The sequence below is a fragment of the Flammeovirga sp. OC4 genome (assembly GCF_000812565.1).
Lineage (GTDB): Bacteria > Bacteroidota > Bacteroidia > Cytophagales > Flammeovirgaceae > Flammeovirga.
Genome location: NZ_JTAM01000006.1, coordinates 1 through 25,343, shown reverse-complemented (window position 1 = coordinate 25,343; position 25,343 = coordinate 1). Strand labels below are relative to the sequence as shown.

At 34.9% G+C, this 25,343-nt stretch carries 24 protein-coding genes and 1 tRNA gene; 21 read left to right on the top strand and 4 right to left on the bottom strand.

All coding sequences use genetic code 11. The features are described 5' to 3' along the window. The first annotated feature begins 56 nt into the window (after positions 1 to 56). The 6 genes from PL77_RS06495 to hpf all read left to right on the top strand — a co-directional run bounded on the left by PL77_RS06495 (position 57) and on the right by hpf (position 4,903). A complete protein-coding gene (locus PL77_RS06495; RefSeq protein WP_044203052.1) occupies positions 57 to 1,040 on the top strand; it encodes a PhoH family protein in 984 nt (327 codons plus the stop codon). Next, the gene (locus PL77_RS06490; RefSeq protein ID WP_044203050.1) at positions 1,027 to 1,689 is read left to right on the top strand and encodes a rhomboid family intramembrane serine protease; all 663 of its coding nucleotides are present in this window, start codon (positions 1,027 to 1,029) and stop codon (positions 1,687 to 1,689) included. The genes PL77_RS06495 and PL77_RS06490 overlap by 14 nt, the downstream gene beginning before the upstream one ends. Positions 1,690 to 1,887: 198 nt before the next feature. Next, entirely contained in the window at positions 1,888 to 2,964 is a 1,077-nt protein-coding gene (locus PL77_RS06485; RefSeq protein WP_044203048.1) for a potassium channel family protein, read from the top strand. Between the two features lie 134 nt (positions 2,965 to 3,098). Beyond that, positions 3,099 to 3,293, top strand: a complete 195-nt coding sequence (rpsU, locus tag PL77_RS06480) for a 30S ribosomal protein S21 (protein ID WP_044203046.1) — start codon at positions 3,099 to 3,101, stop codon at positions 3,291 to 3,293. A gap of 216 nt (positions 3,294 to 3,509) precedes the next feature. After that, a complete protein-coding gene (locus PL77_RS06475) occupies positions 3,510 to 4,400 on the top strand; it encodes a tyrosine-type recombinase/integrase (protein ID WP_052444223.1) in 891 nt (296 codons plus the stop codon). A 188-nt stretch (positions 4,401 to 4,588) separates the two neighbouring features. Next, positions 4,589 to 4,903, top strand: a complete 315-nt coding sequence (gene hpf, locus PL77_RS06470) for a ribosome hibernation-promoting factor, HPF/YfiA family (protein WP_044203044.1) — start codon at positions 4,589 to 4,591, stop codon at positions 4,901 to 4,903. A gap of 420 nt (positions 4,904 to 5,323) precedes the next feature. On the opposite strand, the gene PL77_RS06465 is transcribed toward hpf, so the two are convergent. From PL77_RS06465 to PL77_RS06455, 3 genes are all read right to left on the bottom strand, one after another. Continuing rightward, entirely contained in the window at positions 5,324 to 6,355 is a 1,032-nt protein-coding gene (locus tag PL77_RS06465) for a hypothetical protein (protein ID WP_052444222.1), read from the bottom strand. Positions 6,356 to 6,527: 172 nt separating this feature from the next. After that, on the bottom strand, positions 6,528 to 7,979 hold the full coding sequence (locus PL77_RS06460) for a sodium:proton antiporter (protein ID WP_052444221.1): 1,452 nt from the start codon (positions 7,977 to 7,979) through the stop codon (positions 6,528 to 6,530). Between the two features lie 309 nt (positions 7,980 to 8,288). Further along, on the bottom strand, positions 8,289 to 10,922 hold the full coding sequence (locus PL77_RS06455; protein WP_156152272.1) for a WG repeat-containing protein: 2,634 nt from the start codon (positions 10,920 to 10,922) through the stop codon (positions 8,289 to 8,291). 479 nt (positions 10,923 to 11,401) lie between these two features. Here PL77_RS06455 and PL77_RS06450 point away from each other — a divergent pair, with 479 nt between their 5' ends. From PL77_RS06450 to PL77_RS06415, 8 genes are all read left to right on the top strand, one after another. Continuing rightward, entirely contained in the window at positions 11,402 to 12,778 is a 1,377-nt protein-coding gene (locus PL77_RS06450; protein WP_052444220.1) for an FtsX-like permease family protein, read from the top strand. A 46-nt stretch (positions 12,779 to 12,824) separates the two neighbouring features. After that, positions 12,825 to 14,021, top strand: coding sequence for a M20 family metallopeptidase (locus PL77_RS06445; protein ID WP_044203040.1), 1,197 nt, complete (start codon positions 12,825 to 12,827; stop codon positions 14,019 to 14,021). 336 nt (positions 14,022 to 14,357) lie between these two features. Beyond that, positions 14,358 to 14,930, top strand: a complete 573-nt coding sequence (locus PL77_RS06440) for a nucleotide exchange factor GrpE (RefSeq protein ID WP_044203038.1) — start codon at positions 14,358 to 14,360, stop codon at positions 14,928 to 14,930. A 17-nt stretch (positions 14,931 to 14,947) separates the two neighbouring features. Further along, a complete protein-coding gene (dnaJ, locus tag PL77_RS06435) occupies positions 14,948 to 16,114 on the top strand; it encodes a molecular chaperone DnaJ (RefSeq protein ID WP_044203037.1) in 1,167 nt (388 codons plus the stop codon). A 238-nt stretch (positions 16,115 to 16,352) separates the two neighbouring features. Beyond that, positions 16,353 to 16,766 (top strand): thioesterase family protein, encoded by a 414-nt coding sequence (locus PL77_RS06430; RefSeq protein ID WP_044203035.1) that lies wholly within the window; start codon positions 16,353 to 16,355, stop codon positions 16,764 to 16,766. A gap of 6 nt (positions 16,767 to 16,772) precedes the next feature. Continuing rightward, positions 16,773 to 17,723 (top strand): YihY/virulence factor BrkB family protein, encoded by a 951-nt coding sequence (locus PL77_RS06425; RefSeq protein WP_256380332.1) that lies wholly within the window; start codon positions 16,773 to 16,775, stop codon positions 17,721 to 17,723. 86 nt (positions 17,724 to 17,809) lie between these two features. Beyond that, positions 17,810 to 17,894, top strand: a tRNA-Ser gene (locus PL77_RS06420). A 205-nt stretch (positions 17,895 to 18,099) separates the two neighbouring features. Continuing rightward, the gene (locus PL77_RS06415; protein WP_044203030.1) at positions 18,100 to 18,300 is read left to right on the top strand and encodes a PspC domain-containing protein; all 201 of its coding nucleotides are present in this window, start codon (positions 18,100 to 18,102) and stop codon (positions 18,298 to 18,300) included. Positions 18,301 to 18,385: 85 nt separating this feature from the next. Here PL77_RS06415 and PL77_RS06410 read toward each other — a convergent pair whose 3' ends face one another. Further along, positions 18,386 to 19,528, bottom strand: a complete 1,143-nt coding sequence (locus PL77_RS06410) for an acyl-CoA dehydrogenase family protein (RefSeq protein ID WP_044203028.1) — start codon at positions 19,526 to 19,528, stop codon at positions 18,386 to 18,388. Between the two features lie 193 nt (positions 19,529 to 19,721). On the opposite strand from PL77_RS06410, the gene PL77_RS06405 reads away from it, so the two are divergent. The 7 genes from PL77_RS06405 (at position 19,722) to PL77_RS06375 (ending at position 25,289) form a co-directional block, all read left to right on the top strand. Then, positions 19,722 to 21,017: a M28 family metallopeptidase gene (locus PL77_RS06405; protein WP_156152271.1), complete on the top strand. Its 1,296-nt coding sequence runs from the start codon at positions 19,722 to 19,724 to the stop codon at positions 21,015 to 21,017. Between the two features lie 133 nt (positions 21,018 to 21,150). Next, positions 21,151 to 21,948, top strand: coding sequence for a 23S rRNA (guanosine(2251)-2'-O)-methyltransferase RlmB (gene rlmB, locus PL77_RS06400; protein WP_044203025.1), 798 nt, complete (start codon positions 21,151 to 21,153; stop codon positions 21,946 to 21,948). Positions 21,949 to 21,998: 50 nt separating this feature from the next. After that, positions 21,999 to 22,607, top strand: coding sequence for a DUF4254 domain-containing protein (locus tag PL77_RS06395; protein WP_044203022.1), 609 nt, complete (start codon positions 21,999 to 22,001; stop codon positions 22,605 to 22,607). A gap of 92 nt (positions 22,608 to 22,699) precedes the next feature. Next, on the top strand, positions 22,700 to 23,746 hold the full coding sequence (locus PL77_RS06390; RefSeq protein ID WP_044203020.1) for a glycosyltransferase family 9 protein: 1,047 nt from the start codon (positions 22,700 to 22,702) through the stop codon (positions 23,744 to 23,746). A gap of 2 nt (positions 23,747 to 23,748) precedes the next feature. Continuing rightward, a complete protein-coding gene (locus PL77_RS06385; protein WP_044203015.1) occupies positions 23,749 to 24,348 on the top strand; it encodes a trimeric intracellular cation channel family protein in 600 nt (199 codons plus the stop codon). Positions 24,349 to 24,462: 114 nt separating this feature from the next. After that, entirely contained in the window at positions 24,463 to 24,879 is a 417-nt protein-coding gene (locus tag PL77_RS30315; RefSeq protein WP_052444218.1) for a DUF2141 domain-containing protein, read from the top strand. 212 nt (positions 24,880 to 25,091) lie between these two features. After that, a complete protein-coding gene (locus PL77_RS06375) occupies positions 25,092 to 25,289 on the top strand; it encodes a hypothetical protein (RefSeq protein ID WP_044203012.1) in 198 nt (65 codons plus the stop codon). Positions 25,290 to 25,343: the final 54 nt, after the last annotated feature.

Genomic DNA, 25,343 nt, shown 5'->3' with positions numbered 1-25,343 from the left:
GTAACTAATTCAAAGTCGATTAAATAGAAAAATCACAAAATTAAATACATAAACATTTGATAGAAAAAGTAATTCCATTAGAAGATGTTACTTTGGTTGATTTCTTAGGAGTTGACAACAGTAATATCAAAGAATTATCAACAGCTTTCCCTCATAGTAAAATCATAGCTAGGGGAAATGAGATTCGTATACAGGGTACGAGTGCTGAAATTATCAAGGTACACAAAGCCATTAATGAATTACTCATTCATTATAAAAAGTTTGGAAAAGTGACTGTAGATAATGTTTTGGATTATGTAGAAATGAATGCGGATCTACATGATGAGGACATTAAAGATGAAATATTACTTTACGGAGCAAAAGGAATTGCAATCCGACCTAAAACAAGCAATCAGCAAAAACTAGTCAATGCCATAAAGAAAAATGATCTCGTTTTTGCCCTTGGGCCAGCAGGTACAGGTAAAACATATGTGGCAACTGCCTTAGCGGTAAAAGCATTAAAAAATAAGCAAGTAAAACGTATTATCATTTCTCGTCCTGCCGTTGAGGCAGGTGAAAGCCTTGGTTTTTTACCAGGTGACTTAAAAGATAAAGTTGATCCTTACTTAAGACCTATTTATGATGCACTCGATGATATGATTCCATCTGAAAAATTAAAGTTCTATATGGAAAACAGAGTCATTGAAATCGCACCATTAGCCTACATGAGAGGTAGAACGCTCTCTAACGCGTTTGTATTGTTAGATGAAGCACAAAACACAACGGAGATGCAAATGAAAATGTTGCTTACTCGTTTGGGACCGGACTCAAAAATGGTAATTACGGGTGATGAATCTCAGATTGATTTACCTCCAAGACAACGATCAGGGTTAGTAACGGCATCAAGAATACTCTCTAATGTACCAGGCATTAAAGTAATGCATCTTACTCAAAAAGATGTTGTAAGACATAGATTAGTAAAAAGTATTATTTCTGCTTACAAAAAAGTGGAAGATAGAAAGAAAGAAGAAAAAGAGAGTGCTAAGAATGACAATAAATAAAGGAGCGAAAATTACTTTATTATTAATAGCTGTAGCATGGCTCCTAAAGAGTATTGAATGGTCTTTAGGAGTCGATCTCTTTCATTTTGGAATTTATCCCCGTAACCGATTAGGGATCTTTGGAATTTTTCTCCATCCTTTTATTCACGGTGGCTTCAAACACCTTTTTTCTAACACTGTTTCATTTGCCATCCTCTGTTTTTCACTGTATTTCTTTATCCCAAAAATTGCCTCAAAAGTCTTAAGGCAACTTACCTTATATACAGGCATTATGGTTTGGCTCTTTGCTAGGCCATCCTTTCATATTGGGGCAAGTGGTGTGATCTATGGTATTGCCTCCTTCCTTTTTTTCATAGGCATCTTTCAGAAAAACCCCGGTTCTCTTATTATTTCACTTTGTATTGCCGTTCTCAACCACGGTATGCTTGTAGGCCTAGTTCCTAATGAAGAAGGTATTTCTTGGGAATCTCACCTATCGGGGTTCATTGTAGGTTGTGTACTTGCTTACTATTATAGACATGTGGAAACAGAATTTTCAAGAAAGAAAATATTAGAAGTAGAAGATGATTTTTCATTTGAAGGTTATAGAAACTTAGAAAATAAAGGTTTCAAGTATAACTATAAAGAAAAGGAAGACAGTCAACGCTGATAATGTTATTTCCTAAATAGAGTTAAGCTACTTATTTTGGAATAGATTAATTCTTCATTCCTCAATCTTGTACCTTATATTTAGGTACCCTACTTATATTTTTTAGATGAAAGCTTTTATTTTAAAATAGGTAGATGATTAAAAGGTGTATTACACATCACTTTAATATATAAAGTCAAACGACAATCAAATTTTGATATGATTTTCAACTTATTTCGGAAGTTTAGACTCCATAGAGGTAGTGAAGAGTACGGTAGAGTAAAGCGGATTATTATATATACTTTACTGATAAATGCTGCTTTCGCTATTTTATTTAAATATGTTGAAGCTGTTTCATGGAACGAAGCGATCTGGCAAACTTGGCAAACCGCCACCACTGTTGGATATGGTAACCGACCAGCGGAGACATTATTTGGACGAATTATTACCATGGTTCTAAGTACTGTTAGTATTGCATTTGTTGGAGCAATGTTCAGTGCTGTATTTGATTATAAGGAATATCACAAAACACAAAAGAAATTAGGCTATATGAAAAATCCATTTAAAGATGGGTATGTAATTTTTAACTTCCCAGCCACTGCCATCGCTAAGAATTTTATTGAGGAATTAAGAGCTATTGAAAAAGATGTTGGGATATGTTTTGTCGATAATAATATCGAATCATTACCCCTAGAAATTCAAGAAATACCTAACATACACTTTGTTAAAGGCTGTCCTTTACAAAAAAGTACTTACTTGAATGCCAACATCAATCAAAATAAAACAATCATTGTATTTCCAAATGCGACCAATGTTTCTTCCGCTGACGGAGCAACGAAAACGACGGTTGATTTATTGGAACGTTTTGTCACTGATGGAACAAGAGTTTTATTTGTATTAGTTGAAAAAGCCAATACTTGGATGTTCGATGATAATAATGCAACCTATATTAATGCCGACCTTTCAGTTTTAGCTATTGTACAAGAGTGCCAAGACCCTTATTCGGCTATGGTTGTAGAGGATTTATTATATAATACCAAAGGAGCTAACCCTGCCACGGTGGAAATTAATAGCCTAGATGGTATAAAATGGATGGATCTTCAATTAAAAATTATGAAGGCCAGCGTGAAACTAAATCAGCAATGTAATGTTATTGCTTTAATACAAAATGGTAAGACAGATGCCTGTCCAAACCCTGATACTGTACTCAATAAGGGGGATATGCTGTCGATTGCTACCTATTCCAACTTCTCTTGGAAGGAGATTGAAAGAGAAATTCTAGTACTACAAGATTGACAATCAATAAGAATCATTTAGAAATCTTCTCGATTATTTTTGCAAATCATTTTCCTTTTATATAAAACTTGATTATATTTGCGATCCGAAATCATGAATTGAATTTGAAAAAACCTTATTAAAAGGAAAATATAATGATCGAAATTAAAGTAAAAGATAACGAGTCTATCGACCGTGCTCTTAAACGTTTCAAAAAGAAATTTGAGAGAACAAAAGTATTACGTCAATTACGTGCACGTGCTTACTATGAGAAGCAATCAGTAGCTGACCGTAAAAAAGCTATCAAAACAGCTTACAAAATCAAAATGAGAACTGAGCAAGGTGCTTAATCTCTTTTTTTGAGTTCTCAATAAAAGCCCATCAATTTTAAAATTGATGGGCTTTTTGCTGTAAAAAATTTTCAAATTCTAAATTTTAAGTGTAATTTAGACGCAAGTACTCTTCGAAATATAATTGTGTATTGAGTAATAATAAATTAGTATTTTGAGATTCATAAATTAAAATGAATAGAGTTTTCGACGAGTACGAACAGCAGGTATATTTATATGACAATACTCCAATCTTTTTTAACTTATCTAGAATTTGAAAAGAAAGTAAGTTCCCATACCATCACCGCTTATAGAATTGACTTAGAACAGTTCCAAGCTTTTTTGAAAGAAGAAGATGGAAATGCGTCACTCGAAAAAGCAACTAAAGCTGAAGTTAGAATTTGGGTAGCTTCATTAATGGAATCGGATTTGAGTCCAAGAAGTATTAATCGGAAAAGTACTTCTCTAAAAAGTTTCTATAAGTACTTAAAACAATGTGGTATCATAGAAATTGACCCTGCCAAGACTTTACATGTATTAAAAACCTCGAAAAGAATCCCTCAGTATGTCAAACCACAAGAAATGGATAATATGCTCAATGGAGAAGTTTTTGACGACTCTTTTGATGGAATAAGGGATAAACTAATTTTTGAGTTCCTTTATGGAACTGGATTAAGAGCAAATGAGTTATTAAGCATACAAGTCAAAGATCTAGACTTTTATAAGAATACTGTAAAAGTCTTAGGAAAACGTGATAAGGAGCGTATCGTTCCTTTACATGCAGTATTAGTACAACAACTTAAAACTTACCTTAGCAATAGAAAAGAACATCAAAACCCCGATCTATTCCTACTACAAGATGGTGCCACCTTGAAGTACAGTCAGCTTTACAGCCTTGTAAAGCACTACTTGGAGTTGAATACAACAGCAGGAAAAAAAAGTCCACATATTTTAAGACATTCTTTTGCAACAAATATTTTGGAAAAAGGAGCAGCCTTAAACGACGTAAAAGAACTCCTTGGACATGCCAATCTTTCTGCCACTCAGATATATACACATTCTTCGCTCCAAAGAATGAAAAAAGTACATGCACAAGCCCACCCTAGAGCAAAGAAAAAAAGGGTTTGAATACTGAAAAAATGTTGTAAATTCATACAACCAAGTTGGAAAAAAGCCGTAATATAGATTATAAGATAAACGGTAAAATTAATACTTTTAGCAGGGTGTTATACGACACATTGTTTTGTACAAATGAGAAAATTGTACAGCATCTTTTCACAGTTAAAATTTTTCATAACACATAAAACTGTAAGAATATGAAACTCGACATCCAATCAATACATTTCACAGCAGATCAGAAATTAATCGATTTTATTGAGATTAAAATTAATAAATTGGAAACTTTTTATGACCGTTTTACAGGAGGAGAAGTATTCCTAAGGGTAGAAAAAAATGGTGACAACAGTCGAGATAACAAGGTAGTTGAAATCAAGCTACATCTTCCAGGAGATATTCTAGTTGCTAAAAAGCACGGTGTATCTTTTGAAGTAGCAACAGACGAAGCAACTGAATCTTTACGCCGCCAAGTAAAAAAATATAAAGAGAAACTTTTAGATAAATCAGGAGCTTAAGCTCAAACCACCTCATTTGTAGAAAACGAGGCTAAAAGTTCAATATAAAAAGATGCTAAAGGGCAGTTCATTGTAAGATGGACTGCCTTTTTTATTTTGCAGTTTAAAACATATTACAAACTAAAAAACCTCCACATACTGCAAAACAATAGGGGAGGCTCAGTAAACGAGGATATAAATAATTTTTTCAACATTGATATATAAATCAAATGTCCACCAAAATAAGCTCTTTGGTGCTCACCTTATCAAAATAGCATTAAAATACTCCAATAAGGCGAGTATAAAACGCTGAATATTCCTCGTTTACCAATACTAAATATTATTACAGACACATACTAATCCTTTAAGATTGTTTAGAGTAATCTAATATTTCTTTGCTTAAAGGGTAATATTAGGTTCAAAATCAAAAAATTAGCGAAACTACTTTCTACTCAATGGTTTATACTTAGATTGTCTTAAAATTTTGTTAGCATTATCGTCTGCCATCAATTTAGGTAGCGTTACTTCAGGATTCGCTTTCATATAACTGCTAACAATTCTCCATCCTAACCACCTTCCTATTCTTCCTGGGCTCTCTCCTGATATTTCTGATGTTGTGGGTCTATCATCAACGTAACGCTTCACTGCCATTCGCTCAGACTTATACAAGAGCTCATTTTCGACAAAGTGAGACCATATATACCCTTCATTGTAGTTGACTTCTACTAATTGCTGCTCAGTATACGCTACTTTTATGGTATCTGGAACATAAGGTAATACTTCATCCACAAACTCATAAGCCTTTCCCCAAGCAATCATATGCGACAAGACAGTCCTATCATTCGCATTTACCTTATTAAATCGATTTGAAAGGATTTGAATCGTAAAAGGAACTAAATAGTCAGGAGAATAACGCTTTAGAATATAATTAGGCACCTCAGGTACTCTATAAGTTGCCGTTTCACCTTCAAAGTAATCCAGACCTATCACGATAAAATCACCGAAGTCAATGACGTCACCACCGAAGCCCCAATTAGCAAAACCTGAAACTGAAGTGTAAATTTTGGGCGGCACAAAATCAGGGAAGTGGTATTTTATATATTTAAATGCTTGTTCAAACTCTTTCTTTTGCTTTTCGAAATCGCCAAAAATTCTATCTGCATCTAATTTCAAAGTATCATTTTCTACCTTCTGTCTAAAATCCCAAAGTGCATCTACCAAATAGGTTCTTGAAGGGTAAAGTCCCGCTTGAAGGAAATACTTTTGTTCTATTTCAGGATTTTCAATCAGATACTTTACAATCTCATCCTTACTTTTCAAAGCAAAAATTTCCTGCTCCAATCTCCTTACTTCTACATTGACCTCAATATTTGATACATCAGGAACTTCCTTCTTTTCAGTATCATTATTACAACTTATAAAAGTCAATAACAGCAACACTCCTACTAAAAAATGGGAATACATATTTCTCATAAAAAATCCGATCCGTTTGATTTATTAATTTAGCGGTCAAATATAAACAAGTACTAAGAGAAAAGTAGTGAATAGGATTTATTATTTCCCCTAAAAAAGAAAAAGCGCTACCATGGAAAACCATGATAACGCTTTAATATTTTAAAGTTCTGAATAAAAATTCAGAAGCATATTATCCTGCAAAAGCAAAGAATACTAACCAAACAACGATTAATACGCTTAGTAAGATAGGTAATGAGTAACGTACAATATAACCGAAGAATGAAGGCATTTCCACACCTGATTGTTCAGCAATTGATTTCACCATAAAGTTAGGTCCGTTACCAATATAAGTCATTGCACCGAAGAATACTGCCGCCACTGAGATCGCTGTAAGTTCTAATATAGCTTCAGCATTTGGAGATCCTTGTACAATACCATTTGTAAAGTCAATCACATCTTTCACTACACCAATATCAGCACCCTTAGAGGCCATTGCGGCAGTAAAGAAGTTCAAGTATGTTGGAGCATTATCCAAGATTCCTGATAAAGCACCTGTTGCCCAATACAATGAATTGTGTGTGATCAATGCTGCACCTTCTGGAGACTTCGCAAAGTTGGCTACTAACTCAAGTGCTGGCATCATTGTACCGAAAATACCAATGAAGATAAAGGCTACTTCACGAATTGGCTCGAAGTTAAATTCGTTACCATTGATTGCCTCTTTATCTGCTAATTTGAAAGATAAAAATCCTACTGTTAGCATAATAAGTTCTCTAATAAAAGAGAATAATGTAGCTCCCTCATGATGTTCTAAATCCGCTAAGAATCCAATAGAAAAACCATCATGTGTTTGAAGAATACCTGGTAACCAACCGATTTTTGAAGGGTCTAAGAATACTGCACCTACTAAAACAGCTAACCATGCAAAGTTTTTAGAACCTGTAATATTTACCTTGTTCGTATACTGTTTTTCTTCCTCTCCAACATGTAATAAGTTTCTTTTGTTGATGAAACGTTTATCAAAGAAATAGAAAATTAATGCTAAAACTGTGATAGCAAAGGCCCACATTGGTAAACTGTGCACTAATGTCCACTCAAAAGGCACACCTTTTAAGAAACCTAAGAATAATGGAGGGTCACCAATTGGTGTTAATGCTCCACCTACATTACTCACAATGAAGATGAAGAATACAATGTGATAAGGTTGAAGTCTTTGTTGGTTTAGACGCATAAATGGTCTAATCAATAGCATTGAAGCCCCTGTTGTACCAATGATATTTGATATAACTGCTCCAAATACTAATAAAATAGTATTGACCATTGGCGTACCTTTTCTATCTACTTTAATCATGATACCACCTGAAGCGATATACAAACCTGATAGCAAGGCAATAAATTGGAAATACTCAAAAAATGCATGGATTGGTGCGTGAGTATTGTGTAAACCGAAAATGTAATACAGCACTACAACCGATGCTAGACCTACCGCTACTTTTGGATAGTTATGATGCCAAAATTTTTCGTAAAAAAGTGGTCCTGTAGCAATCATCGTTAATAATGTTGCAAATGGAATAACTGACCAGGCAGCAGCCTCTGGATGACCTCCTCCACTTGCTAGGGCTGGAGCTACTCCTACTGTCATACCTACTCCAATCGACAAAAGTAGAAGTAATAATTTCTTTTTCATAATTGTGTATTATATCGTACTTGATGCTTGATGCAACTAGAAAGATTGTTGTTTTTAATTAGTATTTACTTGAACGCCAATCGCATAAGTTGAAATTCTCGTATTCTTTTAATATTTATCCTCTGTAACTGCAATGCTATTTTAGAAAAAATAGAGAACTCAAAACAATGATAAAATTCAATAAATCTATTTAAGAGAGTTCATTAAGATAGTTTTAACAATTCTTTAACCTCTTTTTAGATCTAAAACGTTAACCGTAGATAATTACTCACATTTTATTTTACTGTATTGATTTTCGTTTAATATTGTTTGAAATACAACTTTACCTTGTAAATCCATATAAAGTAGTATGTTTAATTTTGCCTGATGTATATATTGTTTACCAATAAATAATGGACGCTGAATATCCCCCATATTTTCTATGGATTCAAATTCAGGGAATATTACATCTCCAAACTTGGAAGTGTAAACTCCAAACTTATTTTTCTTTACGTATCGGATCCAAAATTGGTCATCACTTAGCGCAAATAATTCATAACTCTCACATTCTAAAGCTATAGTATTGTTCACAACATCTAGTAACTTCCATTTTTCATCTTCCCATACAAAAGCTAACCCATTATTGATGGGTTTCATTTTTTCATAGTAGAGCTTTGCTGTTTTGGCATTTGATAGAGAAAGCAAACCATATTTTCCAGCTTTTTTACCCATCCATAATTGTTCTCCTTCCTTTTTCAAGTGCGTTCTCTGCAAAGGTTCATCAAAAATTGGAGGAATCCTAAAAGAAGAATCAGGTACAAATAAACCATATTTCCCTTTAGATTTTAAGTGGAATACGCCATTATCATATTTTATGGACGAATATCCCTCATTATAAACCTTTTTTCCTTTTACAGAATAAAGATATTCTAACGAACCATACTTTGCCGTTACCACTCCTTCTTTATATACATTCAGTTTACTGAATTGAGGTGTCATGATCTGAGACCCACTCTCATTCAATAAAGCATATCTATTATTCCTTTTACTTTTAACGGATAAAAAAGCAGGACTTAATGAATCTTGTTGGATATGTGTAATGTTCCATTCCTTATACTTATGAAGTGACAAGGTCTTTTCTGATTGAAAAAACTTCACCCAATATTTCTTTTCCTTCTCTATCAATAAGTCTAACTCCTTATTTAAAAAAGAAAGAGTATCCGAATCATGTTCGCTTATTTTTGAACCATCCCATTGATAGGCATTCCACTTACCATTCCATTTTGATATCACTCCTTTACCTTGAACTAAGACAGGTTGAAGCATTGAGTCAATTTTGATTTTCATGTCATAATTGATCAGTTGCCATAAAGAATCATTTCTTACCAGCCAACCTCCTTCATTTGATGTATCTCTGATTTCATCGTAAGTCACTCCCTTACTCCATTTTTTTCCATTAGGAGAATAAATAGACCACTTGCCTGCCTCTGAGAGTGCATACCATTGGTCTTTCAATAATTTATAGCCTTCGAACTTGAATATAGAATCTGCGGTAGAAATATTATTTTCAAAAATATCTGATTCCGTATAACTGGCCCATCGTCCTTTTTTCATCACCAGTACTATATTATCAGAAATATGAATCAATTGTCCTGCTTCAACTGGAAATTTAATTTCTCCGTCTAATGAAATTAACCCCCAACGAGATTTCTTTCTTACACCAAATAACCTATTACTCACTCTCAACACTTGATCATAAATAGTAGGCATCCATTCTCCTTCATTCAGAGCATAAATACCATATTTATTATTTTTTCTCACACTCACCAACCCTTCTTCTAATGGTATTATCTCTTCATACTGACATGCTACAACTGCTTTACCTTTTCGGTCTACCCAACCTATTCCAGCTTCTTTTTTCACCTCAAAGTAGATATTTGTTGTACCGTGACAATTATAATCTGATGACGCACTTACAAAGTCTCCTTCAAGGTAAGGACGACCATTTGCATCAATAAAAATAACCTCCTCGTTGCTACAAACAGGAAATACTCTCTCCTTTTCATTTAAAATGGATCCATAGTATTCTTTTTCAGACCATGATGGGTAATGGGTTAAAATACTATCTTTTTCAATTGAAAAATACCATAAGTGGGCTATTGCTGAATCTGCATAAATACTTTGGGGGTAGTCTCGGACAAACTGTTCATAGTCACTTCTAGATCTATTCTCTGTTCTTAATTTATAAAGTTGACCTTCTACCTTTTCCCTGTATTTATTATTAGGGTGTTCTAATAAGAATTGAGCTAAAACCTTTTCATCAGCATCTTTTGTCTTGGAATGATAAACCAATAGCTCATATTGATGTTGTGCTTCTTCTGCTTGTTTTGCTTCAGGGTAAGTTCTTACAAAAGCTTCATAAGCATTATAACTATGTTCTTTTTTAGCATTTTCAAAACCAAGACTATCTCTAAGTTCGATAGCCCTAGGGATGTATAAAGCGTGAGGAAATTTTTGAATATAAGTAGCAAAACCTTGTTCTGTCATACTGTCTAAAGTGTGATCAAAACCCGTTTTTTCTACATTCTGAATCCAGTTTTTAATAGAATCTTCAGTCACATAGCTTTTAGACCAAGAATTAATCTGATCATCAGATGCAGCATTCCATAAGGTATCAGCACTTTGAAAATAATAGTAAGCTGAGTCTAAGTTAGAGACCTTGGGAACATGAAAGAAATAAAGCCCTAAGTAAGATTGCAAAACAGCATCTGTAACTTCTGCATTTTTTTCCTTTTGTATTTTTTTCTCAATTTTGATATACTCCCCTTTTTCTAATAGCTTCCAAAATGATTTTACATTTTGAGCAAAAAGCGTATTAGTGCAAGCACAAAAAAGTAGCAGTAGAAAGTAAAATTTCATCTTTCTAATTCCTAAATAAGGTGATACTTTATCCAAGATTTGTCTGATTGCTATTTAGTTTAAATTGTTCGATAATAATATTCGTTATTACTATCCGTTACCCCGTACCTATTTACAGCCCCAAAGTTAAGATATTCTACGAGTAAGTACTAAGTCAAAAGTAATTTATAGGTAATCCCGTTTTATTTTTTGTAAGTACAATACAAAAAAATGAAATAATAGTGATGTCCGTTTCATCTATTTAACCTGTCATAATTACAAAATAGTACTAGGTGTCTTGTATCTACTCACCGAAGTTCAGGGCTAAAAAATGCTTAACCCTAAGCTTAAACACCCCTACATCGAACAAATTAATTTGAAAACACTATTATTCTTTGCAATAATTACAAACTTTCAACTTTCAAGTGAAGTTATTACTACAATGTTGTTAAGAATTAAACTCTACGCTTAACTTTGTGACGAAGTTAATAAAAAAGTAAATGTCGAAATCAGGACTACCTTTCTTTGTAGCAAAAAGATATTTCCTATCTCAAAGAAATATCAAAAGCATCCCTCTAATGCTCATTGTATTAGTGGTTCAAATGTCTTTTGGGTTAATTATCTTTTTGGGAAAGGCCATTGGAGTACTTTTTACATTCTCCCCTAAACGTATTCGTAGGACGTATAAAGGATTAGCAGAACGATTTATTAAACAAAACTTCATACAGACGTTATCTAATATTGCGATGATTGGTGTGGGTTTTGGTACTGCTGCCCTAGTTATTGTACTTTCATTATTTAATGGAATGGAACAAACGTTGACGGGGATGTTCAATAGGCACAACCCTGAGTTAAAAATCATTCCTGCCGAAGGAAAGTCATTTCCTTACACTTGGTCGTTTCGTAATGAAATTGAAAATGTGGAAGGAATAAAAGCCATAACTGAAGTAATTGAAGATAAAGTTCTGATCCTTTACAACAACAAACAGAAAGTAGTAACTATGAAAGGGGTAAGTGAAAATTTTGCACTTCAAACTCAAATTGACACTACCGTTGTTTTAGGAACAAACAAACTATTTAGTAATGACACAAGGTATGTTTTGGTAGGTTCTGGAGTATATCAGGAGCTAGGGCTTCGACTAAGAGACAGTATGTATCCGCTTCAATTTTGGTATCCAAAAAGAAAAGGAAAAGCATCTCTAGATCCTGGAAAAGCATTTAATAAAAAGATAATTCAAGCAGGGGGAGTCTTTGTAGCTGAGCCACAATTTGATCAGGCTACCGTTATTGTTTCTTTAGAATTTGCCAACTCTCTTTTGAATTATGGCAACCTAAGAACTGGATTAGAAATTAAAACAACAGACGAATATACAGCGGATAAAGTCAAAAGTAACCTTCAAAAAGTATTGGGAGATGACTTTATCATTAAAACTAGACCTGAACAACAAGCTCAAGTATTAAGGGCTTTAAAAATTGAGAAGTTTTTTACTTATGGAACATTTGCGTTGATTTTAGGTATCGCCTCTTTCAATGTTTTCTTCGCTTTGGCAATGCTATCTATTGAGAAAGCACATGACATGAGCATCTTGAAATCAATGGGAGCCACTAATAAGATGATTGGTAAAATTTTCTTGTTTGAAGGTGGGCTAGTCGCCTTATCAGGTGCCATTTTTGGTTTGCTTTCAGGATATGTTTTCTGTTTTTCTCAAGAAAAATTCAAATGGATAAGTACAGGGGCTAATAATGGCATTTTAGATGCTTACCCTGTTGAAACCAGATGGATCGACTTCCTAATCATCTGCCTAACAGTCACTACTATCACGGTCTTTGCTTCAATTATTCCTGCCAAAAATGCAATGAAAAATGCAGGCAGATAGCAACTGTTGTAAGTTTTAAGATTCAAATATTAAAATAAAATATAGGATGAGTTTAATTGAAAAAATCAAAAGTTCTGTCAAAGAGAACCTTGATGAGATTGTTGCCAATAGAAGACATCTTCATGCGAACCCTGAATTATCATATCAGGAATTTGAAACAGCCAAATACGTAGCCGAAAAGCTTAGAAGTTATGGTGTTGAAGTGCAAGAAGGCGTAGCAGAAACGGGAGTAGTTGGTCTAATCAAAGGTAATAATCCTGATTCTAAAGTGATTGCATTAAGAGGTGACATGGATGCTCTTCCTATTATTGAAGAAAATGATGTTCCTTACAAGTCTAAAAATGAAGGGGTAATGCATGCTTGTGGCCATGATGTACACACGACTTCTCTTTTAGGTGCAGCTCAGATTTTACAATCAATTAGCAGCGAGTTTGAGGGAACAATTAAACTAATTTTTCAGCCTGGTGAAGAAAAACTTCCTGGAGGAGCTTCACTAATGATCAAAGATGGAGCACTTAAAAACCCAACTCCTTCTAAAATGATTGGTCAACATGTAATGCCATTTATTGACTGCGGTAAAGTGGGTTTCAGAGAGGGAATGTATATGGCAAGTGCTGATGAGATCTATTTTACTGTAAAAGGTAAAGGTGGACATGGAGCTATGCCTGAAAAAAATATTGATCCTATTGTCATCACTTCTCATATTATTGTAGCCTTACAACAAATTGTAAGTAGATATGCTGCTCCTAAAATCCCTTCTGTTCTATCATTTGGTGACGTGAGAGCATTTGGTGCTACCAACGTGATTCCTAATGAAGTAAAAGTGAAAGGTACTTTCCGTACCATGAACGAAGAATGGAGAATGGAAGCACACGAACGTATCACTAGTATTGCTAAGGGAATTGCAGAAGGTATGGGTGCTACTGTAGACATGGACATTCAAAAAGGATATCCTTTCTTGGTCAACGAACCTGAGTTAACGAGAAGAAACAAAGCAGCTGCGATTGAATTCTTAGGAGAAGAAAACGTAGTGGATTTAGACATCTGGTTAGCCGCAGAAGATTTCTCTTATTATTCTCAAGAAATGGATTCTTGTTTTTATCGTTTAGGAACAAGAAATGAGGAAAAAGGAATCGTATCATCAGTGCATACACCTACTTTTGACATTGACGAAGATGCATTAGAAATTGGTGTTGGGTTGATGGCCTGGTTAGCTTTGAATGAATTGAATTTCAAAGGATAAGGATTTTAAATTTAAGAGTAAAGAATTAAAAATCATGGTATCACGGTAGTGTCAAAACAGACCGCCTTTTACCTCTTCATTCTTACCTCTTACCTCTCTTTATTCCTCAATAAATTGCAATAAAAATATAATCACTTTTGAAAACCTTGTATAATTGCGCATTGTACAAGGTTTTTGTTTGAAATCACATAGATCTTCTTGACTGAAAAAAAGACAGAATGTCAATGTATTAGCACTGTTGTCAGTGATTTCAGGACAGTTTGACTTGAATATCAGCCTTGGCAATATTGTTGAAAAGCTACGTGATGTATATTTTAGACTAGAAAAAATACCGAAATGGCAGAAAATAAAGAAAAAGAAAATATCGAAAACAAAGAAGAACAAGTAGAAGAAACTAGTTCTGAAAATACTGAAGAACAAACAGAGGAAACAACAGAAGAGCAAGCTGAAGTTTCTGAAACTGACAAACTAGCACAAGAGTTAGCAGAAATGAAGGATAAATACCTTCGTTTATACTCAGAGTTCGATAACTTCCGTAGACGTACTGCGAAAGAGAAAGTTGACCTTACAAAAACTGCTAGTGAGAAAGTACTTTCTGCAATCATCCCTACTATTGATGATTTAGAAAGAGCAATTGCAAATACAAAATCTGAAAACGAAGAAGTGAAGCCTGTGCTTGACGGCGTTGTGATGATTAAAGATAAAATGCTTAAAACTTTAGAAGGACAAGGTTTAAAACAAATGGAGGATGCTACTGGAAAAGAGTTAAACACTGATTTCCATGATGCTATCACTCAAATCCCTGCTCCAACGGAAGAGTTTAAAGACAAAATTGTTGACGTTGTAGAAAAAGGTTACACGTTAAATGATAAAGTAATCCGCTACGCGAAGGTAGTAGTCGGTCAATAAATTTATAAAACCTCTTTATGGCAAAGACAGATTATTACGAAGTTCTTGGTGTCAGCAAAGACGCTTCGAGTGGTGAGATAAAGAAAGCATACAGAAAAGTAGCAATTAAGTACCACCCGGATAAAAATCCGGGTGATTCAGTAGCTGAGGAGAAATTCAAAGAAGCAGCTGAAGCTTATGAAATATTGAGTGATGATCAAAAACGTGCTCAATACGACCGTTTCGGACACCAAGCTTTTGATGGTTCTGGTGGCTTCGGTGGCGGAGGTGGAGGAATGAATATGGATGACATATTCTCTCACTTCGGCGATATCTTTGGTGGTGGCGGTAGCCCGTTCGGCGACTTCTTCGGAGGTGGCGGTGGCGGAGGTCGTCGTCAAAAAAAAGGTTCTAACTTAAGAATTAAACTTAAACTTACCCTTCAGGAAATGGCCAAAGGGGTGGAGAAAAAAGTTAGAATCAAACGCTATACTTCATGTGAACACTGTAATGGAACAGGTGCTAAAAATGGTACTGACTTGGAAACTTGTCATACTTGCCATGGTAGTGGACAAGTTCAAAAAGTGGTCAACACTATGTTGGGACAAATGGTTTCTCAGACTACTTGTCCAACTTGTAATGGTGAAGGTAAAATCATCAAAAACAAGTGTGAGCACTGTGATGGAGAAGGACGTGTTTATACTGAAGAAGAAGTAGCTATCAATATCCCTCCTGGAGTGGATGATGGCATGCAACTTTCAATGAGAGGCAAAGGTAACATGCCAAAAGGTGGTGGTGTTGCAGGTGACCTTCTTATTGTGATTGAAGCCATTGAAGACGAGCAACTTCATAGAGACGGTGAAAACATTCACTTCGAATTACACATCAGCTTTATGGATGCTGCTTTAGGTACTACGGTTGAGATTCCTACATTAACAGGTTCTGTAAAAGTGCCAATCGATGCAGGTACTCAAAGTGGTAAAGTGCTTCGATTAAGAGGAAAAGGTATTCGTGACATCAACGGTTATGGTGTTGGTGATCAATTGATTCATATTTCAGTTTTCACTCCAATCAAACTTTCTTCAGAGGAAAAAGACATTTTGAAGAAGTTGAAGGATCACAAAAACTTTAGCCCAACAAAAGAGCATAAGCAAGAAAAACGTAAGAACTTCTTCTCAAGAATGAAAGATTTCTTTGCTCAATAGGCGTTTAAAAAACTCCATTTAGATGGATAGTTATATTAAAAATCACTTCACTGTCGTGCACATTGAAGTGATTTTTTTTCACTTCCCTCTTAATAACTCCAATTAAAAATTTATTGCAAATAGTAGAAAGTCAGCGGTCAAGTCCTTCATTAGATTAAGGAAAATGGAGATCTAAATTACCGGTTTTGATAATTCTGATGATTATATTTGCACAATTAAAAGTAAAAGTGAATTTCAAATGTTAACTCGTCAAACACAAATACGCATTAATTATGCTGATACTGACCAAATGGGCTTTGTTTATTACGGTCATTATGCCAAATTCTTTGAGATAGGAAGAACGGAAGCATTAAGAAGTTTGGGGATGAGTTACAAAGAAATGGAAGCAGACGGTGTAATGCTCCCTGTATTGGAGAACTACTCTAAATACATCAAACCGGCTAAGTACGACGACCTTTTAACCATTACCACCAAATTAGTGGAAAAGCCTACCGTGAAACTCCAATTTGAATACGAGATCACAAATGAAGAAGGTGAATTACTCCACAAAGGATGGACAAAACTCGCATTTATGAGTAAGTCTACTTACCGACCGTGCAGAGCACCACAACGATTTTTAGACTGTATTGCTCCTTTCTTTTCAGAAAATTAGAATATTTTGACGAAGAAAGACTTAAAAAATAAAATAAAGGAACAGGATTTTTATCAAAAAATCTTTCACTATCTCACAAGCACAAGAGTACCGCATACACAAGTATCTTTTTATACTTTTATAAAGGCACTTATGCTAAGGATAGAGCAGAATGATCTTTTGCAAAGAGGTCAAGCGATAGCATTTAGCTTCAGTCTTGCCATGCTTCCTTTTATCTTATTTTTCTCTACGCTCTTGTCCTACGTGCCAAGTAGTCAGGTAGACATGATGTTCAAGATCTTTAGAGAAGAGATGTTACCACAATATGTTTATCAAGCCATAGAAGGCCCCATTCAAGACTTAACAGGTAGATCAAGGGGTGGTTTATTATCTTTTGGTTTCTTAGGGGCCACCTATGTAGCCACTACCGGTATGCGAACATTGATGAATGCATTCAATAGTTGCTATCACCTCGAAGATAAAAGATCCATGTTTGAACAGTTTAGAGTAGCCCTTAATCTCACTATTCTATTCTTGATGACATTATTCCTTTCTTCCTTTTTATTGATTTCAGGAAAACATTTCTTAGAGCATCTACACGACATAGGTTTTTTGAATAATCAGTTCACACTTTATTCACTATTAACCCTACGCTTATTTCTAATCATCTTCATCTTCTTCTTGAATATCACTTTGATTTTCAAATATGCTCCAAGTGAAGTCATGAAAAAGAGAATATTCAACCCAGGATCTGTTGTGGCCACCACCTTATCCATAGCCGTTTCCTTACTATTTGGATTGTACCTTGATACATTTAACTCCTATGATATTTTATATGGATCATTGGGTGCTATCATGGGAATGATGGGATGGATTTACACAATAGCAATGATTCTTCTAATAGGCTTTCAAATTAATACAACAATTGAGGAAGCTCGACTTTGGGCTAAGGATAATGAGCCTGAGGACTTTACATAAAAATTTAATTTTATTTAGATTTTTTATTTCAAAAAAGATTGGATTATTCAAATTGACCGTGCATATTTGCACCCGTCCAATGACACAGAGAGTTGGCAGAGTGGTCGAATGCGGTGGTCTTGAAAACCATTGTACCGCGAGGTACCGGGGGTTCGAATCCCTCACTCTCTGCAAGTAAAACCTTCAGAATTCGTTCTGAAGGTTTTTTTTTATGTCTACTATTTTCTGTATTTTGACATTACTTGAAAACCCTATTGATACTATTTTACCATCATCACTCTTCCATAAAAAAAATCTCTCCTTTTCATGCATCTTTTTTAAAGGAAAACCGTATATGTAAATAAGTGTCAAATAAAAAGAAATAACAATATCAACTATGTCAAAGAAATTAGTAAAATCCACATCAAATTCAGTTTTTGCCGGTGTCTGCGGTGGTCTTGGTAAATATTTTAATATTGATCCAACAGTAATTCGTATTGGTTTTGTAGCCAGTATGTTTTTCGGATTAGGCTCACCAGGCTTAGTCTATTTAGTGATGGCTTTCATTATGCCTAAAGACGATACCTACTTCTATTAAAATGAATTGAAGTTGATTATAAATAGAAAGAGATGAATTCCTTACCAGAATTCATCTCTTTTTTTATTTAAACGCTTATAACGGCTTATTCATCCAGAAGGCATCTACTGATGACTAATTTTTGAATATTAGAGGTTCCCTCTCCAATAGTGCAAAGTTTTGCATCTCGATAATATTTTTCTACAGGATAGTCTTTGGTAAAGCCGTATCCCCCAAAAATCTGAACAGCTTCATCTGCACACTTTACAGCCACTTCAGAGGCATAATATTTTGCCATTGCTGAGGCTTTATTGATATTCTCCCCTCTTTGCTTCTTGATGATCGCTTCTTTAATGAGCAACCTAGCTGCTTCCACTTGAGTAGCCATGTCAGATAACTTAAAAGAGATCCCTTGGAAAGAAGCAATAGACTTTCCAAACTGTTTTCTTTCCTTGGAATATTGAATTGCACACTTCAATGCACCATTCGCTATTCCTAAGCCTAAAGCAGCAATGGATATTCTTCCTCCATCCAATATTTTTAAAGCTTGTACAAAGCCTTCTCCAACCTCTCCTAGTACATTTGAAGCTGGTATTCTACAATCCTCGAAAATCATCTCAGTCGTTTCAGAAGTTCGCATCCCAAGCTTTCTTTCCTTTCTACCTCCAGAAAAGCCTTTGGTACCTCTTTCCACAACAAATGCTGTCATGGCATGTTTATCACCTCTTTCACCTGTACGAGCCATTACAACAGCTATATGACCCGATTTACCATGTGTGATAAAATTTTTGGATCCGTTAAGCACCCATTCATCTCCGTCCTTTTTAGCAACGGTCATCATATTGCCTGCATCTGAACCCGTATTCGGTTCTGTCAAGCCCCATGCACCAATCCATTCGCCAGAAGCTAACTTCGGTAGCCATTTTGTTTTTTGCTCTTCACTACCAAACATCAAAATATGATTGGTACATAAAGAATTGTGAGCTGCTAATGACAATGCAATTCCTGGATCAAAATACGCTAGTTCGGAAATTGCTGTCACGTACTCATTGTAACCAAGACCTGTTCCTCCGTATTCTTCTGGAACCAAAATTCCCATCAGTCCTAGTTCTCCCAATTTATGGAAAACCTCTACAGGGAAATGCTCATCATCATCCCATTGATCTCTGTGTGGAGCGATATGTTTTTCGCCGAAACGCTGCACAGAGTCAGCGACCATTTTTTGGGTGTCTAAACTTTCTTGTACCATAGTGTTTGTTTTTATGTGTATGTGGTTAGTAAGGTTTATTGGATGCAAATCCCTTAAAATCAATAAGGAATAAACGTGCATCAGTGGTATTAAAATATATTGTTTATATACTGTGTTTTAAATCTCAAGAATAGTAGTTTTAAGTATTCTTTTGTATAAGCTATAAAAAATTAAACCTTTAATCAATTTATAAGTGCATTTTTTACAACATATTCCTAAGTATTTTTTTATCATTCTTATCAATTGGACTATTTCAAGTTTCGGTCAAGACATGAAAGCCGTAAAGTCCAATATCAATACATTATGTTCAAAACAATTCAAAGGCAGAGGCTATACTTTTGAAGGAGACAAAAAAGCGGCTCAATTTATTACTCAACAATTCAAAAAAATAGGAATCACACCTTTCCCAAATCAAAGTTCTTATTATCAACCTTATACTCTACCTGTTAATACTTTTCCTGGAAAATTCTCATTGAGTATTAATCAAAAAAAAATGGAATTGGGAGTCGATTACATTCCTGCTGCTGATGCCGGAAGTGGTCAAATCAAAAACGCAACTCCTTTTTATATCGATGAGCAAATCTTTCATAATGATGATGCCCTTAAGGATTTCTTAAAAATAAATCTCAAGGGAAAGGTTGTAATATATAACGAAAAACATGAACAGCAACGCTTTACTTGGAATCGAGTTATTTTAGAGAAGATGCTCCAAGCAGATGGAATCGTAGTGCTTTATAAAAACAAGTTTAACCACAGTGTAGGTCGATGGCAACTCCCTAAACCCCGGTTTTACATCAAAAAAGAGCACTTCAATGAAAAAGTTCATTCTATTTCCTTCGAATCCGAAACAGAAATGCATGAGCATTACACCTCTCAAAATGTAATAGGCTACATTAAAGGAAAAGAAAATTCTGAAAAATATATTATCATTTCTGCTCACTATGATCATTTGGGAAGCATTGGCAAAAAGTGCATTTTCCCTGGAGCTAACGACAACGCTTCCGGTGTAAGTATGATGATTGAAATCGCTAAATATTACATAAAGAATCCACCGAGCAACTCCATAGTATTTATTGGTTTTGGAAGTGAAGAGGCAGGCTTAGTGGGATCAAAATACTATGTCGAGCATCCTTTTTTCCCTTTAGAACAGATACGCTTTGTAGTCAACCTAGATCTCTTTGGAAGTGGCGAAGATGGAATGATGGCAGTCAATGGAAGTGTCTTCAAAAAAGAATTTCAACTTTTAGAAAAAATAAATAATGAAAATGGCTACCTCTCCAAAGTAGCTCAAAGAGGAAAAGCAGCAAATTCAGATCATTATTTCTTCTCAGAAAGTGGAGTTCCAAGTTTCTTTTTCTATTTAATGGGAAGTTCCTGGACCCACTATCATGATGTATATGACAAACCTCCACTCCCTTTATCAGGCTTCAAAGGTGCCTACAAACTAATTATCGACTTCACAAATGCCTTACAAATAGAAGATTATTAAACTTTTTATGGCATGATTAATAGAAGTTTACAAAATGAAGGCTCTCTTATGAATAAGGTTCGTTAACTTTGCAAAAAGTTGGACCTGGTGCAATCGTATGTGCTTGGTTCGTTTATAAGATAGAATTAAGATTATGTACGACGATAAAAAGAAAAAAAACTTTTCAAGATATAATAAAAAACCAAAGCCTAATGCTGCAGATATCATGTATGGTATTCAACCCATCGTGGAGGCATTAGAGGCTGGAAAGCAATTTGAAAAGCTTTTTATCACAAGAGACTCTCACAACGAATCGATTGCTGAGATTCACAAAATGGCCACTAAAGCAGGGATTGTTGTTTCAAGAGTTCCTGTAGAGAAACTTCAAAGAATTACTTCTAAAAACCACCAAGGCGTAATTGGTTTCGTTCCTGCTATCGATTATGTTGACCCGCAAAATGTTATTGCTTCTACTTTTGAAGCAGGTAAAACACCTTTAGTTTTGGTATTGGATAGAGTCACTGACGTTAGAAACTTTGGTGCTATTGCCAGAACTGCTGAATGTGCAGGGGTAGACCTGATTATCATCCCTAAAAAAGGTTCGGCTCAAATTGGTAGTGATGCGGTTAGAACTTCAGCCGGTGCACTAAATCATATTCCTGTAGCAAGAGTAGATGATTTACAATCTGCCATTTTAGATATACAAGGCAGTGGACTTCAAGTAGTATGCTGTACTGAAAAGGGTTCTAAAGATGTTTATTACGTAGACATGGAGATTCCTACCGCTATTGTAATGGGTTCTGAAGAAGACGGTATCTCTGCTGACATTATTCATATGGCCGACAAATTGGCTAAAATTCCTATGACAGGTAAAGTAAGTTCATTAAATGTGGGTGTTGCAGCTGGAATTATCATTTTTGAGGCAAACAGACAAAGAATGATGGCACAGTAAGAGTTTTTCTTATCTTTGCAGTCAAATTATAAACTATAAAAAAACATAGTATGCAATTTACAGAAAATTGTAATTCTATTTTCTCACAAAGTATTGAGAAATACCATATTAAAGATCACGTGGATACTCCTATCGAAAACCCTTTCGAAAAGGAAGATATTCAGCATCTTTTATATTTAAAAAACTGGATTGACACCGTACAATGGCATTTAGAGGACATCATTCGTGATCCTAATATCAATCCTGATGAAGCTTTAAAGATTAAAAGAAGAATTGATGCTTCAAACCAAGAACGTACAGACGTTGTTGAGTTTATCGATAGCTGGTTCTTAGAAAAATATAAGGATGTTCAGCCTGTGGAAGGTGCAAGCATCAATACGGAAAGCCCTGCTTGGGCAATTGACAGATTGTCGATCTTGGCATTGAAAATCTATCATATGCAGGAAGAAGTAGACCGTGAGAGTGCTACTCCTGAACACAAAGCGGCTTGCCAAACAAAATTGGATATTCTTTTAGAGCAAAGAGTAGATTTATCTACTGCTATCGAAGAATTAATCAATGATATTGCAGAAGGTAAAAAATACATGAAGGTGTACAAGCAAATGAAAATGTACAATGACCCTTCATTGAACCCTGTATTATACAAAGAAGGAAAGTAATTCCTTTCTATCATAACATAAGAAGTTGTTCTATTTCCTTTATTTTTACTGGAAAAAGAACAACTTCTTTTTGTAAGTACTAAGCATCAAATATGTCTACAAAAATTCTATCCTTACGATTTTCTGCAATGGGTGATGTGGCAATGACAGCACCTGTTTTAAAAGAAATTTTAGCTCAAAATGAGGATTTAGAAATCGTTATGGTTTCTCGTCCCTTTTTGAAACCCTTCTTTGATGATATTCCAAGGTTAACCTTCTTTGGAGCTGACTTGAACAATAAATACAAAGGCTTTAAAGGATTAAGAGCATTAGTCAAAGACCTCAAAAATCTTGGCCCTTTTGATGCTGTTGCAGATTTACATTCCGTACTTAGAACTTTTATCATTGGTGGTTTATTCCAATTATCTGGTCATAAAGTCATCAGAATTGATAAGGGTAGAAAAGAAAAAAAGGCATTAGTAGCATCAGGTTCCAAAGCATTAAAACCTCTCAAACTCACTGTGGAAAGATACGCTGATGTCTTCCGTAAACTAGGATTCAATGCTTCTTTATCTCATCAATTGCCAACAAAAAAAGAAGGTGATATGTGTGAGGAAAATAGCAAGCTTCTTGGCACTAAAACCACTTCATGGGTTGGTATTGCTCCTTTTGCTCAACATAAAGGTAAAATTTGGGGAGAGCAAAAAGCAGTAGCACTGGGTAAGCTTTTAGCTGAAAAGAAAAATGTAAAAGTAATTTTCTTTGGTGGACCTGGTAAGGAAGCTGAAATTTTAGATGAATGTGTAAAAGAAGTTCCTAACAGTATCAATTTGGCAGGAAATGTAAAATTGAAAGAGGAACTAGAAATTATTGCCCATCTTGATGTCATGGTCAGTATGGACTCTGCCAATATGCACATGGCTTCATTAGTGGGTACTGAATGTGTTTCTGTTTGGGGTGCTACACATCATTATGCTGGCTTCTTAGGATACGGTCAGTCTACTGAAAATATCACTGAGATCTCAGTGAAGGAATTGGATTGTCGTCCTTGTTCGGTATTTGGTAATAAACCTTGCACAAGAGAAGACTATGCTTGTTTGGAAGGCATTACTCCCGAAATGGTCTACAAAAAAGTTGTAGACGCTATAGATAGAGACTAATTATGACTTTAATAAACATTCTTGATCTAATAGGAACCTTTGTATTTGCCATTTCTGGAGCACTTGCTGCTTCTGAAAAACGCTTTGATATTTTCGGAGCCTTATTCGTAGCAAGTGTCACTGCAGTTGGAGGGGGTACTACAAGGGATATGATGTTGGGTGCGACCCCCGTTTTTTGGGTGACAGACACCAATTATCTGCTCATTATTTCCATGGCAGTAGGTTTCACATTTGTATTCAAAGAAAAAGTTGCTCGATTAAGAAAAACACTTTTCCTGTTTGACACTATGGGTTTAGGTGTGTTTACGTTTATTGGTCTAGAAAAGGCTCTCTTACACGATATCTCACCTGCTATTGGTATCATTATGGGAACTTTTACGGCAGTATTAGGTGGTATTATTAGAGACACGCTTTGTAATGAGGTACCACTTATTTTCAGAGATGAAATTTATGCTACGGCCTGTATTATTGGATGCTTGGTATTTATTGGGTTTTCCTTCTTGGGCATCAGTAGTATCATCTGTACTTGGAGTTGCATCGGAACTGTTATTGGTATTCGTCTATTAGCCATAAAATATAAAATTGGCCTTCCTAAAATTTAAACTGCATACTTTCATTCCAACTATTTGAATAACAAAATTCTCTTTATATTGTTGATAGTAAATAAATATCACAATTATTCGTGCAAAAAATTTAAGTAGGACAAAACCATAATCATGAAAAGTATCATCTTAGGAACACTATTATTTTTAACCTTCAATACATTATTTGCTCAAGTTCCTTCTAAAATTGAGTTGAAAGTAGAAGGACTGAGAAATACCAAAGGACATATTCTTATTCAAGTGGTTGATAAAGACTTATCATCTATTGTTGAATTAAAAGAGAAAGTGGTAGAAGATGTTGTCGAAATTTCGATTCCTGATATCAAACCAGGTATCTATGGTATCAGAATCTGTCATGATGAAGACAATAACGATGAAATGACTAGTAATTGGATTGGTATCCCAAAAGAAGGATTTGGTTATTCATGGGATAAAACGGTAAAAATGAAAGAACCTGATTTTGAAGAATATGCCTTTACTCTTGAAAAGGATAATGATGCTAAAGTCAACATCAAACTTCAATACTTATAGAAAATAAATGCAGTAGACATATGAACATTTGTTAATTTGTTTGAAAGTTTAAAGTAAAGTGTACTTTCATTTTTCATTTAACACAAAAACACGCAAAGTTTATTTATCTTTGTCACAACAAAACATAAACAGTCGATATTAAAAAAAACTGATATTGACCTTTTTACAGCAGATCATTGCCTTACTATAAGGCTCATAACATAAAGTTCATTATGGAAATCGTATTATTAACCGTTGGTATTCTAGGTGCATTTTTCATTTTAATGTCCGTAAAATTAATTTTTAAGAAAGACGGTAAGTTTGAGGGAACTTGTGCTTCACAAAGCCCATTCCTCAATCCAGAAGGTAAAACTTGTAGTTTCTGTGGAAATGATCCTAGCCAATGTAAAAACAAAAAGCAGTCTGCATAAAGATTCCTTTTATAAAAAATAGATGAAGAGGCTGTCTCATAACTCATCAGTTAT

Bases quoted from the DNA above. Each gene is read 5' to 3' on its own strand.
- PL77_RS06490 (WP_044203050.1), top strand. From the start codon at position 1,027: ATGACAATAAATAAAGGAGCGAAAATTACTTTATTATTAATAGCTGTA.
- PL77_RS06485 (WP_044203048.1), top strand. From the start codon at position 1,888: ATGATTTTCAACTTATTTCGGAAGTTTAGACTCCATAGAGGTAGTGAA.
- rpsU (WP_044203046.1), top strand. From the start codon at position 3,099: ATGATCGAAATTAAAGTAAAAGATAACGAGTCTATCGACCGTGCTCTT.
- PL77_RS06475 (WP_052444223.1), top strand. From the start codon at position 3,510: ATGACAATACTCCAATCTTTTTTAACTTATCTAGAATTTGAAAAGAAA.
- hpf (WP_044203044.1), top strand. From the start codon at position 4,589: ATGAAACTCGACATCCAATCAATACATTTCACAGCAGATCAGAAATTA.
- PL77_RS06465 (WP_052444222.1), bottom strand. From the start codon at position 6,355: ATGAGAAATATGTATTCCCATTTTTTAGTAGGAGTGTTGCTGTTATTG.
- PL77_RS06460 (WP_052444221.1), bottom strand. From the start codon at position 7,979: ATGACAGTAGGAGTAGCTCCAGCCCTAGCAAGTGGAGGAGGTCATCCA.
- PL77_RS06455 (WP_156152272.1), bottom strand. From the start codon at position 10,922: ATGAAATTTTACTTTCTACTGCTACTTTTTTGTGCTTGCACTAATACG.
- PL77_RS06450 (WP_052444220.1), top strand. From the start codon at position 11,402: ATGTCGAAATCAGGACTACCTTTCTTTGTAGCAAAAAGATATTTCCTA.
- PL77_RS06445 (WP_044203040.1), top strand. From the start codon at position 12,825: ATGAGTTTAATTGAAAAAATCAAAAGTTCTGTCAAAGAGAACCTTGAT.
- PL77_RS06440 (WP_044203038.1), top strand. From the start codon at position 14,358: ATGGCAGAAAATAAAGAAAAAGAAAATATCGAAAACAAAGAAGAACAA.
- dnaJ (WP_044203037.1), top strand. From the start codon at position 14,948: ATGGCAAAGACAGATTATTACGAAGTTCTTGGTGTCAGCAAAGACGCT.
- PL77_RS06430 (WP_044203035.1), top strand. From the start codon at position 16,353: ATGTTAACTCGTCAAACACAAATACGCATTAATTATGCTGATACTGAC.
- PL77_RS06415 (WP_044203030.1), top strand. From the start codon at position 18,100: ATGTCAAAGAAATTAGTAAAATCCACATCAAATTCAGTTTTTGCCGGT.
- PL77_RS06410 (WP_044203028.1), bottom strand. From the start codon at position 19,528: ATGGTACAAGAAAGTTTAGACACCCAAAAAATGGTCGCTGACTCTGTG.
- rlmB (WP_044203025.1), top strand. From the start codon at position 21,151: ATGTACGACGATAAAAAGAAAAAAAACTTTTCAAGATATAATAAAAAA.
- PL77_RS06395 (WP_044203022.1), top strand. From the start codon at position 21,999: ATGCAATTTACAGAAAATTGTAATTCTATTTTCTCACAAAGTATTGAG.
- PL77_RS06390 (WP_044203020.1), top strand. From the start codon at position 22,700: ATGTCTACAAAAATTCTATCCTTACGATTTTCTGCAATGGGTGATGTG.
- PL77_RS06385 (WP_044203015.1), top strand. From the start codon at position 23,749: ATGACTTTAATAAACATTCTTGATCTAATAGGAACCTTTGTATTTGCC.
- PL77_RS30315 (WP_052444218.1), top strand. From the start codon at position 24,463: ATGAAAAGTATCATCTTAGGAACACTATTATTTTTAACCTTCAATACA.
- PL77_RS06375 (WP_044203012.1), top strand. From the start codon at position 25,092: ATGGAAATCGTATTATTAACCGTTGGTATTCTAGGTGCATTTTTCATT.